Source organism: Vibrio echinoideorum, from assembly GCF_024347455.1.
Lineage (GTDB): Bacteria > Pseudomonadota > Gammaproteobacteria > Enterobacterales > Vibrionaceae > Vibrio > Vibrio echinoideorum.
Map to the genome: position 1 here is coordinate 3,154,103 of NZ_AP025483.1, position 13,837 is coordinate 3,167,939.

12 protein-coding genes are annotated in these 13,837 nt (G+C 42.9%); all 12 read right to left on the reverse strand.

Annotated elements, in window-relative coordinates:
• Positions 1-92: 92 nt before the first annotated feature.
• The 12 genes from OCV36_RS14160 to OCV36_RS14215 all read right to left on the reverse strand — a co-directional run bounded on the left by OCV36_RS14160 (position 93) and on the right by OCV36_RS14215 (position 13,835).
• Complete coding sequence (locus tag OCV36_RS14160; protein WP_017073028.1) at positions 93-1,136, reverse strand: rod shape-determining protein; 1,044 nt, start codon at positions 1,134-1,136, stop codon at positions 93-95.
• A 150-nt stretch (positions 1,137-1,286) separates the two neighbouring features.
• On the reverse strand, positions 1,287-5,747 hold the full coding sequence (locus OCV36_RS14165) for a DUF6701 domain-containing protein (protein WP_135456136.1): 4,461 nt from the start codon (positions 5,745-5,747) through the stop codon (positions 1,287-1,289).
• A 2-nt stretch (positions 5,748-5,749) separates the two neighbouring features.
• Positions 5,750-6,178 carry an MSHA biogenesis protein MshP gene (locus OCV36_RS14170; RefSeq protein ID WP_135456134.1) on the reverse strand — a complete coding sequence of 143 codons (429 nt, stop codon included), beginning with the start codon at positions 6,176-6,178 and terminating at the stop codon, positions 5,750-5,752.
• The gene (locus OCV36_RS14175; protein ID WP_135456132.1) at positions 6,168-6,908 is read right to left on the reverse strand and encodes a prepilin-type N-terminal cleavage/methylation domain-containing protein; all 741 of its coding nucleotides are present in this window, start codon (positions 6,906-6,908) and stop codon (positions 6,168-6,170) included. The genes OCV36_RS14170 and OCV36_RS14175 overlap by 11 nt, the downstream gene beginning before the upstream one ends.
• A complete protein-coding gene (locus OCV36_RS14180) occupies positions 6,908-7,477 on the reverse strand; it encodes a type IV pilus modification PilV family protein (protein WP_135456130.1) in 570 nt (189 codons plus the stop codon). The genes OCV36_RS14175 and OCV36_RS14180 overlap by 1 nt, the downstream gene beginning before the upstream one ends.
• On the reverse strand, positions 7,474-7,965 hold the full coding sequence (locus OCV36_RS14185) for a prepilin-type N-terminal cleavage/methylation domain-containing protein (protein WP_135456128.1): 492 nt from the start codon (positions 7,963-7,965) through the stop codon (positions 7,474-7,476). Before OCV36_RS14185 ends, OCV36_RS14180 begins: the two co-directional genes overlap by 4 nt.
• Before the next feature lie 151 nt (positions 7,966-8,116).
• On the reverse strand, positions 8,117-8,593 hold the full coding sequence (locus tag OCV36_RS14190; protein WP_135456125.1) for a type II secretion system protein: 477 nt from the start codon (positions 8,591-8,593) through the stop codon (positions 8,117-8,119).
• A 35-nt stretch (positions 8,594-8,628) separates the two neighbouring features.
• Positions 8,629-9,204, reverse strand: coding sequence for a prepilin-type N-terminal cleavage/methylation domain-containing protein (locus OCV36_RS14195; RefSeq protein WP_102450763.1), 576 nt, complete (start codon positions 9,202-9,204; stop codon positions 8,629-8,631).
• A 79-nt stretch (positions 9,205-9,283) separates the two neighbouring features.
• Positions 9,284-9,739 carry an MSHA biogenesis protein MshF gene (locus tag OCV36_RS14200; RefSeq protein ID WP_135456122.1) on the reverse strand — a complete coding sequence of 152 codons (456 nt, stop codon included), beginning with the start codon at positions 9,737-9,739 and terminating at the stop codon, positions 9,284-9,286.
• A gap of 3 nt (positions 9,740-9,742) precedes the next feature.
• A complete protein-coding gene (locus OCV36_RS14205; RefSeq protein ID WP_135456121.1) occupies positions 9,743-10,966 on the reverse strand; it encodes a type II secretion system F family protein in 1,224 nt (407 codons plus the stop codon).
• 12 nt (positions 10,967-10,978) lie between these two features.
• Positions 10,979-12,703: a GspE/PulE family protein gene (locus tag OCV36_RS14210; protein ID WP_017073018.1), complete on the reverse strand. Its 1,725-nt coding sequence runs from the start codon at positions 12,701-12,703 to the stop codon at positions 10,979-10,981.
• Positions 12,693-13,835, reverse strand: coding sequence for a tetratricopeptide repeat protein (locus OCV36_RS14215; protein WP_135456119.1), 1,143 nt, complete (start codon positions 13,833-13,835; stop codon positions 12,693-12,695). Before OCV36_RS14215 ends, OCV36_RS14210 begins: the two co-directional genes overlap by 11 nt.
• Positions 13,836-13,837: the final 2 nt, after the last annotated feature.

The window sequence follows — 13,837 nt, forward strand, 5'->3', positions numbered from 1 at the left end:
TATATTTGGTCCTAGAGCTACATTTGGTCCTATAGACAAGGTCCTAGGCTCTTTACATAAAACTCGGTAATAAAAGAGCCTAACACTAGATATTATTCTTCGCTGAACAGATCGCCGCCATGCATGTCGATCATCTCTAGGGCTTTACCGCCACCCAGAGCAACACACGTTAATGGCTCTTCTGCAACAACAACAGGAATTCCTGTTTCTTCTGTTAGCAGACGATCAAGGTCTTTAAGCAGTGCACCACCACCTGTCAGTACCATACCGTTTTCTGAGATATCAGAAGCCAGTTCTGGCGGACATTGTTCAAGTGCAACCATCACTGCAGATACGATGCCTGATAGTGGCTCTTGAAGCGCTTCAAGGATTTCGTTTGAGTTTAGGCTAAAGCTACGAGGTACACCTTCAGCAAGGTTACGACCACGTACTTCGATCTCTTCCACTTCATCGCCAGGGTAAGCTGAACCGATTTCGTGTTTGATCTTTTCTGCTGTTGCTTCACCAATCAGGCTGCCGTAGTTACGACGCACATAATTAATAATAGCTTCATCAAAACGGTCACCGCCGATACGTACAGAAGACGAGTAAACCACACCGTTCAGTGAGATAACCGCAACTTCAGTAGTACCACCGCCAATATCAACAACCATTGAACCTGTTGGTTCAGATACACGTAGGCCTGCACCAATCGCAGCAGCCATTGGCTCATCGATAAGGTAAACCTCACGCGCACCAGCACCTAGCGCTGATTCACGGATAGCACGACGCTCTACCTGAGTAGAACCACAAGGAACACAAACCAAAACACGAGGACTTGGTTTAAGCACACTGTTGTCATGCACTTGTTTAATAAAGTGCTGAAGCATTTTTTCTGTTACGTAAAAGTCAGCAATTACGCCGTCTTTCATTGGACGAATCGCTGAAATATTACCAGGCGTACGTCCAAGCATTTGCTTCGCAGCATGACCAACAGCAGCGACACTCTTTCCAGAGCCCACACGATCTTGGCGAATTGCTACAACAGAAGGCTCATCAAGAACAATGCCTTGGCCTTTTACATAAATAAGGGTATTGGCTGTACCTAAATCAATCGATAGGTCGTTTGAAAACATGCCACGAAGTTTTTTAAACATATTCTTCGCTCATCCTGCAAGAATTAGAAGACAAAAATTGCACTAAATGTACCAATGCCTTGCTGTCACGGCAAGGCATTGAGGTATAAACATGGACTGAAACCCGCAATTTCTTACAGATTCCTAACTTAAGGGGCAAAAATTATATTTTTACTGACCTGTTAAACCACTTTCACCTCGGTAGATCACTCGATCGTTACCGCGGTAGATACCGAATGTGACGACGGTGGAGGGATCTTCATCGCCTAACTGTCTCCAGTTGTAGCGCAGCCATGGCTGATCTTGATCGCTGCCTGAGCATGCAACAGGATTCTCACCAGTTTGAGCCAATGGTGTCGATGCATCCATTCTTAACCACAATCGTACCTGCTCACGTGGTGCATCTGCACCAGAAGGCGTATTTTGGTTCGCTGTGACGTCTTCCTCTCCATCATCCACATTTCCACTACCATTAAGTGAAGCCAATGTAGTTTTCACCTCATTACTGGTCCAAATAACTTGCTTACAAAAATTTGAGCCATTGAATGTGCTGCGATCGTCATCTTCGTTAACAACAAACTCATTGCCATCCCAAAACTCAGCACGGAGTGGAATCGTTAGAGTAGTACTGGAATTGCCACCAATATCATCGAGCGCTATTCGACCGTAGCGAGCAGGAGGTTGAACTGGGAATGCTGCCGAACTGGTAACAGGATCAGAATCCGTGAATGACACAGGATCTGTTCCTTCAATCGTTAAACCAAAGTTTGTAGCAGTAGAGTTAGCATCTGACGTATTAAACGGAGCATCTCTGCGGCTAACATCATCTGAGTCCGTAACTCGCTTAAGAACCGCCGCACTATCATTCAATAACCAATATTTACGGCTTGTCGCCCAAGAACCAGGAATTGTATCTAATAAAAACTCATTATCTACACTAGTGTCATCCAAAACCCTAAAATTAGCTTGTAGGCTTGGGGCAAAGAATTGATAGTTGTTAAGCGCGTTACCAGTACTATTTTCACCCGATGCCATTGGATACACTTGATGGACAGTTGAGTCATAAGGCTGACCTAAATAAGCAATGTCGTTTTGATTAGCGACATTCCATTCAGGGCTCTTTTGTAGGAAGTATTTCGGATAGAAACGGCCAATTGATTTACTTGCAGAGAAGCCACCAAGAATCTTGCCATAAAAGCTGCTCGAGTCTTCAGTCACTTCAAAATTAAAACTACCCACTTCTGAGTAGTTTAAGTTTTTAAATTTATAGCCATTATCAACGAGTGATATATCAGAGCTAGATTGAGTAAGTTGATTGCTTGGTTCTAAACTGCCAAGTACTGCGCCAGTATTGTTTGGCGTATCTAGCGTGTGGGTCGCACTTACACCCGCGGTGGAAATCAAATAGTTTTGCGTCACTAAGCTATTGTTGCACAGCTGACTAGAGTCATTCGTGAACTTAATTGGTTTGGCAAACACGTTAAATGTTTCACCAGCCGCCACAAAAGCACTTCCTTTGTTACTAGTTCCGTCAGAGTTACTATCCGTACAGACCGCGAATTGCCAAGGGCGAGAATTAATTAAGAAACTTCCAGAGAGTTTATCAACGCCACTTTCAGGGCAACCTGATATTTCACTACAGTCAAAACTACTGTCAATCAGCGTTACTTTAAACTGGCCTGCCTCTTGAATCGAAAGAGTGTCGGTTGTTTCACCGTTATCACTCACCTCAAAATCAGGCGTGTAATCTAGTAAGCTTATCGCATAATCACCGCTCACTGGTTGGACGATATCTAAACTCACAGTAGGCGTGCCCACATAATCTTGTGACAACGACGAATCTTGCGTATTACAAGAAGACACTTTAGCCGTCACTGAGTAATCCATGCCAGCCACAACAAACTGCTCATCTACATCGAACTTATAAGGTACAAAGTTAATCTTTGATGCTGTAGTTTCAGTTTCACCATTCCAATTTCCGCTTACACCGTAGCTTTCCAATTTCGAAGACGATAAATACAACGTCTTTTGTCCATTTATAAAGTTGCTTTGATAGTCCCCAGTGGATGTAGAACAACTGCTTCCATTCTCATCTTCACACCACTTCCCAGTAGAGTTTGGTGTATGTGATGCAGTGAAACTATCTTGAACGGTATTAATCACATTGCCATCATCATCTACGATCTTGAATTCAACCTCAGCGACCTCACAAGTTAGAACGTGCGAGTATTTTGGGGTTACGACAAGAGAGCCTGTTGGGAGCGGAGGAAGCGGACAACTATAGTCAGGTTTATGGATGGTTACATTTGAATTAAACTTAGTAGTTCGAGCAGTTACGGCACCTTCTATTGATGATTGATTTAATTCAAGATAATCCGCAAGAATAAACCCCTTAAACATAGAATTGTTTCCCTCAAAGATTACCTTAGCATCTGGGGCATAGATTATTGGATACGCATCTTCCGAAGATATTTCAACACGATTTGAAAAACGAATTTCATCAATGACATTAAGTTGGCTTCCCGATTCAAAAATGAACTGAGTCGAGCCTGAACTATATTTGAACGTTCCAAATGTCACCCTAGCAAGTCTAGGAACAACCAATTCAACATCATTCCCGTTTGATATATCTAGGTTTGAAATATAAATCCCATCCTTAAGCTTCACTCGAACGACGTTATAATCAGAACCCCACTTGTTGAGTGTCAAGCTAGCAAGGTTTTTCTCTATAGTAACGTCAACGTTTCGTCCGCTTTCTTGATATGAACATAGAGATGAACCTGGTCCGCATGAAAGCGCTATGTTGTCATTACCAGCATTCAAGATTAGTGAGTCGCTAGGTGTTTGTGTTGGGATAGACACCACATTGGCACCGTCGACTTTACGTAAACTATTCAATGAATCATTGTTACCAACATCACAACCATATTGCCCTTCACAAACAGGGTTATTATATATTTTATCTAAAGTGTCATAGTTCGCATGATCAAAACCAAGCATTAAATATTGCTGCATAGCATGACGCAAGCTAGGTGATTCATCATAGAATGGGTAATCGTCAGATTTATTGTTCAGATACCTAGATATATAATCATCTGACCAACCTAAAAAACGAACCGAATTATTGGTTACGGTTAGCTCACTATTCACCCCTGTCCAACTTTGGATTGGCTCAGGGAACAGGTTACATACGTTGACTGGTATCTCAACCTCAGGAATTTCAAACGCAAAATACCCAACAGATTCATAAGCGCCATGCTTACGAGTGCTAAGAGAAGTAGCATCTTCATCAAATGCAAACGTAAATTGGGATTCCCCACCATTAACGTACTGTTTGCAGTATCGCAACCACCCACCATCGCCACCATTTCGGGTTTGCTTATTAGCAATAACACCGAACTTATTAAAGCTTTGATGTAGCGATATCTCATTATTTAAACACGACCACCCAATAGATTTCTCTGGCTCTATTTCAGTTTTTTGATTGTATGTACCTGGCGCTTGATAAAACTCAATTTTCGATGATTGAGACTCGTCTTGGCCTGAAAACGTAGGGGCAGCTAAATAAGCAATTGTCTTAGGTGAAGATGTTGGCCCTTGCCTCCCGCGCTCTAAGGCAAGCTTAAATTTTTGGTTAGTTAAACCAGATATAGCTGTTGTAGCCCAATCTCGATCCTTGCCCTGAACCTGAGCCATTATCACAGGGTTGGTAATATTTCCAATTTGGTATGAAACGGTTTCCCAATCGGAGCTACCACACGCATTACCCTTACATTGCGCTTTGGAGGTTATGATATTTCCAGCTTCACCGTAGACTTTCGCACCATTTTGATCATAAAAAGTCAGCCTTCCCGGTTCAGTAACAAAATAATAAATAGGTGACATTCGATCTGTTGAACTATAACTCTCAGCCGATTCACTTTCTATTGTTGCGCCTTTCTTTGAGTCCCAAATAGTTGCAACACTGGCCTTTGTTGGTACGCTATTGGCGATGTCATCAGGGTTGATGGTCGACATTAAGAAAACGATCGGATTCTCATATTGATTCTGGAATAACAAGTTACAACCATGAGTACAATCCATCCCTTCAACAGAGCCAAATTCATAAGATACGTCTTCTAACTCAGGACTCGGGTCGGGTTCTTCTTCTCCATCGGCGCACTCAACGACAACAGTATCTCCCGAAACTTGTAAAGTACCATTCCCCCCATTAATCCAAATTAGAGATGACTGTTTTTGTATATACCCCGCACCGGTATCAAGCTTGTAAATTAAGCGCCCATACTTACCATCATTAGATATAGGTTTGTAAACTAGCAGGACTCTTTCTCCTGGGCTCACACTCTCATCAGTTATCTTGGCAGCGCTACTAGTTACACTCGACCATAAGACAACATCTGGTTTATTTGACTCAAGTATCACTGTAACTGTCTTTGGGTTTGGCACAGTAAAAGCAATAGAAAAGCCATCCTGTCTTTTTAAGTCGCTACATTGTTCAGGTGAGAAATCATCAGCTATCGCAACAAAAGAAGTTCCACATAAGGCAACCATGGTTGCACATAGCTTCAAAAAGTTAACATCACAATGAGCATAATTTTTAAGTGTTCTGAAAAGACCAACCAAGAATTTCATAATTACTCCCTCACCCAAACTTCTTGAATACGCTGTACTTGGTTGATACCCGAACCACAAATGGCCGTTGATTCTATTTTGAAAAAGCCAACACCATCTAACACACCGATCTGACTACAAGTTAGTTGGTCTACAGTACAGATAGTCGACATGCCGCTGCTCACTTGATTTGAATTTAAGTTGCTACAGACAGTGCTAACACTTGTTGAAACCGCAGGTGATACCGTCAAAGGATAAACTTGAGTGAGTGCCCACTCATTCGCGGAGTGTGCCAGCAGCCAAGCCTGTGTTCCAAGCTGCTTACGCGTCAATGTATCGTGATTTGACCACTGGACTTGCACTAAAGAAGTCGCTAGGAAGCCCATTACCACAATAACAAATACTGCAACGACCAAAACACTGCCTTGTTGAGATGATTTTCTATGGCGCATTGAGTACCTGCACATCTTGTTGGTAAACGCTTACTTCACTATTTTGCTCAAGCACGAGATCGATATGAATCACACCACCGCGCTGTAAGCTTGGCTCTTCATAACGAAAATTACTGTCAGCATAATTGATGCTATCCGCAACGGTGATTCCATTACGTTGAATTAGGCCTTTGTTCTGAACGCTATCATTCACTAAACAGTAACTCACCGAAGCACTCTCATCGTAAATATAATGGCGTTGAGCAATAGACTGGCTGCTAAGGCTAACAGAGTTAGCGGTAAACACATTACTCGTGGAAACTAAACCTGAGACTGGAATCCGTTTAGTCGAACCAGCTCCATATTCAGAATAAGTGCTGGGATTAATAATGAGGTAATCGCCGGCATCTAACGTGGGCGAGTCTTGCCCGATAATAAAATCAAGCTCATCCGTCGATTCGTCAAGGTGATAAAAGCCTGAGTATTTAATTGCGTAAAAGGTGAGACATTTTTGAGCAAAAGCCGAAGCAGGCATAATGCTCGAATCAAAACTGTTAGGAACCGCGTGGCTTATCTCTCGCGACATTTTCTCTACAACGAATTGCCCTTTTATTTGTACCTTTTGTCGGTCGATAGTTTCGACATAACCTTTCATGCCATACTCAACAAAACCGGCAATTGCAAGACCGATGACGGCAACTACAACAATGGTTACGATCATTTCTATCAGAGTAAAACCACGTTGTTTCATTAGTAGTTCCCCTTATAGGCAATCACGCTGTAGCGGTTATTACCACCAAAGATTTGTACTTCAACGCGCTTCATCGTACCAATAGTATTATCGTTAGTTCCGTCCATGTTTTGATCATAAACCACCGAAATCTCAACACGAAAATTGGCATAACTGCCTTCAATATTTTCGTCTAGGATATTGGCTAGTGGGTATTTAGTTGATGAAACGCAAGCTGACTCAGTAGTATCTGTGTACCAACAACCGATATAGTCATCGACATCATTGAAAGCTGCGGGGGTTGCCTCTGCCCCATCCACTCCGAGTTCATTGGGAGCAGAACAAGCGGTCGCACCTGCATCCCCACAGCGCACCAGACCACCATCAAAGTCACTATGTTCGTCAAAGCCACGAGCTAAAATTTGATTCATCAAACTCTGACCTAAGGCTACGGAACGGTTTTGATATTGTGGGTCGGCCGAACTTGCCACTTGAGGTGCTAAAAAACTGGTAATCGTGACCATCGCAATACTCAGTACGATAATCACAATAATGCTCTCTATGAGAGTAAAACCACGGGAACGAATCATAGACACGCCCCTTCACGCACATAACCTTGAGAATTGATACAGACCTGGGCGCTATTACTTGAAGTGGTTGAGTTAATCGTAATGTTAACTCCAGCGCTCACCGAAGGGTTACCCAATAAGTCAAAATCGATAATGGTGTTGGTTGGAGAAAATGAGATATCGGATCCACGAACATAATCACTACGCGCATCGGCTTGTGATTTTTGAGCACTATTAGACAAGTTTAAACTGCAAGCAGTTACTGAACCTAGACAATCACTATTAACAGCAAGACGAAAGCTGCCATTAGCAGCGGAAACGTTTGATTGCATTCGGTTCACTTGAATTTGGCGAATAACGGAAATGGCCTGCTCTTGAGCAGTAAAAGTAGAAAAGCTAGAAGTGCCAACGAAGCGACTCGCAGCGAAAGTTGAAACAATACCAAGGATAATAATAACGATGATCAGCTCTACCAGAGTAAAGCCGCTGGATTTGGGGCTGTTATCCATAATGAGCCTCTAACTGCCTAGCGAATACTGATTATACAAGATAACGAAGCTTACGATCTTATGTATATGAATAGTTTTGATATTTGTGTAGCAGATGGAAAAAAGGCCAGCACAGGTGCTGGCCTAATAAAACACTGATATACAATTTGCTTTAGTTAGAAGAACAAATTGTATTTGTTCCCGTAGACACTACGTTTGCAGTAGCTGCCGTATTCGCATTAGTTGCTTGAGTGTATACAACACAGTTAGTCGTGTAGTTTGGAATACCAAAAGTTACTTGCGCTGGGTTTGAATTATCTACAGTTCCAATAAACTCAAAATCATCACCGATGCCTTGAACAATATTTGTAATGTCATTCTGAGTTGCGTTCGGGTAGCCAAAAGTAGTGTTGATTGTTGCACCACTAGCGCTCAGAGCACCAGAAGTGCTCTCAAAACCTTCAATTGCAGACTTACCATAAATAATACTTGCAGAGCCTTGAATTGCACCAGCTAAACCTTCAAGCGTTGCGTCTTTCGCATCATCTTGCAGGTTTAGGAAACGTGGTGCCGCAGTTACAGCAAGAATACCCAGAATAACAATTACAACCACTAGTTCAATTAGGGTGAAACCGCCTTGTCTTTTCATAGTTAAGCTCTCTCTATGTTTAATTTTACGCAGACTTACTGCAAAGTTACGGTCACACGACCAGTTTTAATTTCGTAAACAAATTGGTGCTCGGTATTACCTTCTAACTGAATGTAAGTACACGTTGCATCACCTGAATTTGCTTGCGCTGAATATTTGTAATTTGAATCGCTATCAACATCTGAAACCGCACCAACTTTAGGTGGGTTCTGCAGTAAGTTTTCCATCAATTCAGAACAGGTTTGGTCTGAAATATCTTGTGGCGCTACGCCAGAGTTGTTATTCAGAGTCCATGGGTAGCCGTCTCGAAAGTCGGTTTCCACATTGTTGCTGTTCTTTGATCTTGTTAACCAAAAATCAACACCATCGTAGTTTACAGTATTGTATGTTTCAACACCAATCTTCTCAGATGGTCTTGCTTCAGCTTCCCATTGTGCTCTCGCCGACAAAACTGCGGTTGCAAAACCACCAGCAACACCTTCAATGCTTGATTTTTTGGCTTCATCTGTCACGTCTAAGAAGCGAGGTAAAGCAGCTACCGCCAATAAACCAACGACGACAATAACGATGACCAATTCGACTAGGGAGAAACCCTTTTGATTTTTAAGCATTTTCTACCTACTCATCTAATTGTTAACGCGCATTATACATTTGCACACGTATAAAACCATAAAAACAGTGTCAATATTTTCACAAAGCCAAAATATTGGCTCTCACACTAAATCTTTCTTTTTTGAGTAATATATCTATCTGATACTTATCACTATAATGATAAAGGCAGTGAAATTGTATGTTATCACTTTTATCTTCAATACTGGGAGAACTTAGCCCTAAAATGCTCTGTTGAGGAAACAATTGTTCCAGCCAATAATCGCAATCACGATCCGCCCCTTGAATCGGCTTTACCCAACCTGTTCGGCTATAAACTCTCGATTGTTCTGAATCTTTTTTTAGCTGATTTCCCTTCAAAATATACTGTTGTTTGTACAGGTTTGCTTGCTCTAAAATCCGCTTACTCGCGACGATCAATGCCGTATTAGTCGCTTCTTCTTCGACGGTTTCCCATGCAGAAAGCAACCCTACAATTAGAAAAAGAATAACCACACTCCAAATAACAAAACGTGAGCGTTGTAGGTTATTTAGCATTCCCTAGCCTTTGATTGCATCTAGCATTCCCCACATTGGTAGGAATATACCCAAAGCCAGAATCAGTACCATGCCAGCAACAACCACTAATAAAATCGGCTCAATCCTAGCGGTTAAGGTTTTCAAATCGTAGTCAACTTCTCGATCATAAAAATCTGACACCTCGAGCAATAGCTCATCAATACGACCTGTCTCTTCACCTACCGAGATCATTTGTATCACTAAGGGTGTGAAAATTTCGCTGTTTATTGCGGTAGAAGATACGGTACTACCGGCTTCTATAGCTGCTTTCATAGCCTGAACTCGTAGTTCTAAAAAGCGGTTATCTAACGCCTCAGCCGATAGAGATAATGACTGATTCAATGGCACACCCGCTTTCAACATCAATGCGAAAGTACGAGAAAAACGCGACAACAAAGCTCGATTAACTACACCACCAATTACTGGTATTTTTAGACGCATCCTATCCCATCGTTCTAGCCCTTTATCGGTTTTAACCCATGCTTTAAAAGCAAAGATAAGACCAAAGATCACCGCAAGCATTAAGCCCCAATAATTCACAAAGAACTCAGACATACCAATTAAGATACGAGTGGGTAGCGGAAGATCCACACCAAAGCGCGAGAACATGCTCGAGAACTGTGGGATAACCTTAATGTTGAGAATGAACATCGCGATCAAGATAAAGCTGATCACGAAGGTTGGATAACGCATCGCCGTTTTGATTCGCTTACGAGTTTCAACCTCTTGTTCATAGTATCCCGCTAATTGCAGCAGCGCCTGATCTAAACGACCGGTATTTTCACCCACACTGATCATCGAAACAAATAGCAGACTAAACACATTTGGATGCATTTGCATCGATGCCGCTAATCCACGACCATTCGTTAATTCAGCGACCACTTCTTCGAGGGCGGCTTTTAACTGCTTATTTTCACAGTTTTGGGTCAGGCCTTTCATCGACCGTAATAATGGAACACCCGCTTTAGTGAGGCTGTATAACTGTCGGCAAAACAGAACCAATACTTCCAAAGGAACATTCGGCGAAAACAAGCTAGATACGTCCATATCCAATACTGAACCGCCACTTTTCCCCAGCTTGATAGAGGTTGGAATGATCCCCTTATTCATCAGGCTTTCAGCAGCAAGATCTTCGTTATTCGCATCTAATTGACCACTGACTTGGCTACCATCAGAACTACGACCTACATAACGATATGTTGGCATATCTCTTTACCCCTACAGATAAATTGGGTCGGTTGCTCCGGAAGCATCGCCTTCACCAAGGTGCATTATCTCATCGAGACTCACCACACCTTGTAAAGCCAGTTCCATCGCAGAAGCCAATAGCGGTTTGTAATTTTCAGACTGCCTTGCTGTTTGAGCAAAACCAACCGCATCATTAGCTCTAAGCGCATCCATCATGTTTTGCTCTAGTTCTAGCATTTCAAATACACCAATACGCCCGCGGTAACCCGTTAAGTTACAGTTCTGACAACCACGTCCCTTCATGAATGGGACGCCTACTTGATTAGGGAAGCGAACACTTAGCCACTGTTTGCGAGGTTCATCCAGCTCATCGTCAACCTTACAATCGGCGCACACTTTACGAACCAATCGTTGTGCGACAACCGCTCTAACAGCGCTTGCCACTAGATAACCGGGTGCACCCATATCCATCATGCGCAGCGCACTGTCTACCGCGTCGTTAGTATGTAATGTACTCAATACTAAGTGTCCGGTAAGTGCCGCTCGCAAGCCAATCTCGACGGTTTCTTGGTCACGCATCTCACCAATAAGGATAATATCGGGATCCTGACGCAAGAAAGTTCTCAAGATAGTTGAGAAGTCGAGATTGATCTTAGGGTTTACTTGAACCTGATTAACACGAGGAAGACGATATTCCACCGGATCTTCTGCGGTAATGATCTTTTTACCCGGTTCGTTTAATTCACTTAACGCGCCATAAAGGGTGGTTGTTTTACCTGAACCCGTCGGGCCAGTTACCAAGATCATCCCATGTGGGCGTCGTAACTGTTGACGAAGTCTAATCAGAAGATCACTCGGAATGCCTGATGCTTCTAATTTACGAAGACCTGCTGATTGGTTAAGTAAACGCATAACTACAGATTCGCCATGCTGCACAGGCATGGTCGACATACGAATATCGACAGATTGGCCTTTCGCGCGAATATTGAAGCGGCCGTCTTGAGGAAGACGTTTCTCTGAGATATCAAGATTGGCCATCAGCTTCAAACGCAGTACAAGTGCGGAAGCAATATTCACTTCATTCAACAGTGTTTCATGCAGCACGCCATCAATACGCTGACGAAGACGCAAGACGTTTGAATCGGGCTCAATATGGATATCAGAAGCACCAACTTGGATTGCATCTTCAAACAATGAGTTTATGAGTTTAACGACGGTAACTTCGTCACTGTCTTCATCTGCTATATCAAAATCAAAGGCATCATTAACTTGATGCTCTGCATGTAGCTGCTCAGCGAAAGAGGCGATTTCTTTAGTTCGGCGGTAATAGCGATCAAAGCCATCGACTAATTGTCGTTCTTGAGCAACCACAAATTCTAAAGCGTAATCACCTAGCTGACCCAGTAACGATTCTTGCGCAAATAGATCGGCGGGATCACTCATCGCGACACGTAACGTATCGCCTTGACGTCCAATAACCAATGCACGAAGTCGACGAGCATGTACCTCAGGTAAAAGCTGCACCGCTTCAACATCGACAACGGCTCGGCTCAAATCAATAAGAGGAATAGCAAGCTGTTGGGATAAAAAGCTCAGCATTTGCTGCTCTGATAAGAAGCCAAGTTCAATCAGCGCATCACCTAGCTTACGACCGGTACTTTTCTGAGCGGCCAGAGCCTGTTCTACTTGAGCCTCGGTAATAATGCCTTCTTCTACAAGCAAATCACCCAATCGCTTTCTTAATCTAATTTGCATCGTCGCTCTCCTCTAAGGCATCGAGTATTTTTAACCGGTCACGCACAAAGTTTTGCGATTGAGATGAGATTCCAACTCTGGTCAAAGCGCCTTGGTATGATTCTTTTGCTGCAGTAAAATCAAGCTGTCGTTCTTGTTGAATCGCCAAGCCCAGCCACCAGCGTGCATTATCTGAATCGACTTCAACTAACTTTCGATAACTCTCTAATGCTATCTCTTCTTGTTGCGATTTTTGACTCAAAGCCGCACGCATTGCTAAATAGTCTTTGGTTGGATTTGGCGGTAAGTGTACTAATGGACTCAAAGCGGCTTCTGCTTGATTTGCTTTGACGAGCAGTTTTGATAAACCTAGGCGCAGCTTTTCACTATTGGTATTAAGTTTGATACCTGATTGATAAAGCTCATAGGCTTTACGAGTATCACCCTTACCAAAATAGAGAATTGCGAGTTTCTGACGGACGTCCTCGTTTCTTGAGGAGTAACGCAGGGCCTCGGTATAACCTTTTAAAGCACCGTTAAGATCATTTGCATCTAACGCTTTCTGAGCTCGCCCTTGTGCATTCTCCGATAATTGCTCTGGCGTTAGCTCTACTTGCTCAATCAGCATTTCGCTATTTTCTGAGCCTTTCAACTCATCAGAACTAGATGTCGGACTGCTTTTCGCTACATTAGCCACATACATCGGCTTTGGAATGTCAGCATTACTCGTTTTAGCCGAGCTTAACTGTTTAGGCGTAACGTGGGGTTTTGTTGCTTTAGAAGTACTAGACGTTGTCGTTGGCTTAGCTTGAGCACTATTTGCCGCCACTGTGTTTTCTGCTGAGCGGGGCGTTAAATCTAACGTCACTAATTTCTTGGTTGGCGATGAGAGAGTTTGAGTAACAACATCCGCCATTTCTCCCGAACTCTCTACGACAGAAACCTGAATTTGTGAATCTCGAGTTGAGATTGAATGTTCAACGGCAGGACCTTGTGATATCGCCCATCCGCCCATTGCCAAGCTCAGAGTAAAACCTGCCACTAACCAAACCAATGGAGAGCGCGTTTTGATTTTAGGCACTACGGCGGCTTCAATCGAGGTTGCTGATTTTTTCTTTGCCAATTCAGACAAGGCGTTATTAATGACGCTCATAG

What these genes read in the sequence shown, in the direction of transcription:
- OCV36_RS14160 (WP_017073028.1), bottom strand. Translation starts at nt 1,136, where the DNA reads ATGTTTAAAAAACTTCGTGGCATGTTTTCAAACGACCTATCGATTGAT.
- OCV36_RS14165 (WP_135456136.1), bottom strand. Translation starts at nt 5,747, where the DNA reads ATGAAATTCTTGGTTGGTCTTTTCAGAACACTTAAAAATTATGCTCAT.
- OCV36_RS14170 (WP_135456134.1), bottom strand. Translation starts at nt 6,178, where the DNA reads ATGCGCCATAGAAAATCATCTCAACAAGGCAGTGTTTTGGTCGTTGCA.
- OCV36_RS14175 (WP_135456132.1), bottom strand. Translation starts at nt 6,908, where the DNA reads ATGAAACAACGTGGTTTTACTCTGATAGAAATGATCGTAACCATTGTT.
- OCV36_RS14180 (WP_135456130.1), bottom strand. Translation starts at nt 7,477, where the DNA reads ATGATTCGTTCCCGTGGTTTTACTCTCATAGAGAGCATTATTGTGATT.
- OCV36_RS14185 (WP_135456128.1), bottom strand. Translation starts at nt 7,965, where the DNA reads ATGGATAACAGCCCCAAATCCAGCGGCTTTACTCTGGTAGAGCTGATC.
- OCV36_RS14190 (WP_135456125.1), bottom strand. Translation starts at nt 8,593, where the DNA reads ATGAAAAGACAAGGCGGTTTCACCCTAATTGAACTAGTGGTTGTAATT.
- OCV36_RS14195 (WP_102450763.1), bottom strand. Translation starts at nt 9,204, where the DNA reads ATGCTTAAAAATCAAAAGGGTTTCTCCCTAGTCGAATTGGTCATCGTT.
- OCV36_RS14200 (WP_135456122.1), bottom strand. Translation starts at nt 9,739, where the DNA reads ATGCTAAATAACCTACAACGCTCACGTTTTGTTATTTGGAGTGTGGTT.
- OCV36_RS14205 (WP_135456121.1), bottom strand. Translation starts at nt 10,966, where the DNA reads ATGCCAACATATCGTTATGTAGGTCGTAGTTCTGATGGTAGCCAAGTC.
- OCV36_RS14210 (WP_017073018.1), bottom strand. Translation starts at nt 12,703, where the DNA reads ATGCAAATTAGATTAAGAAAGCGATTGGGTGATTTGCTTGTAGAAGAA.
- OCV36_RS14215 (WP_135456119.1), bottom strand. Translation starts at nt 13,835, where the DNA reads ATGAGCGTCATTAATAACGCCTTGTCTGAATTGGCAAAGAAAAAATCA.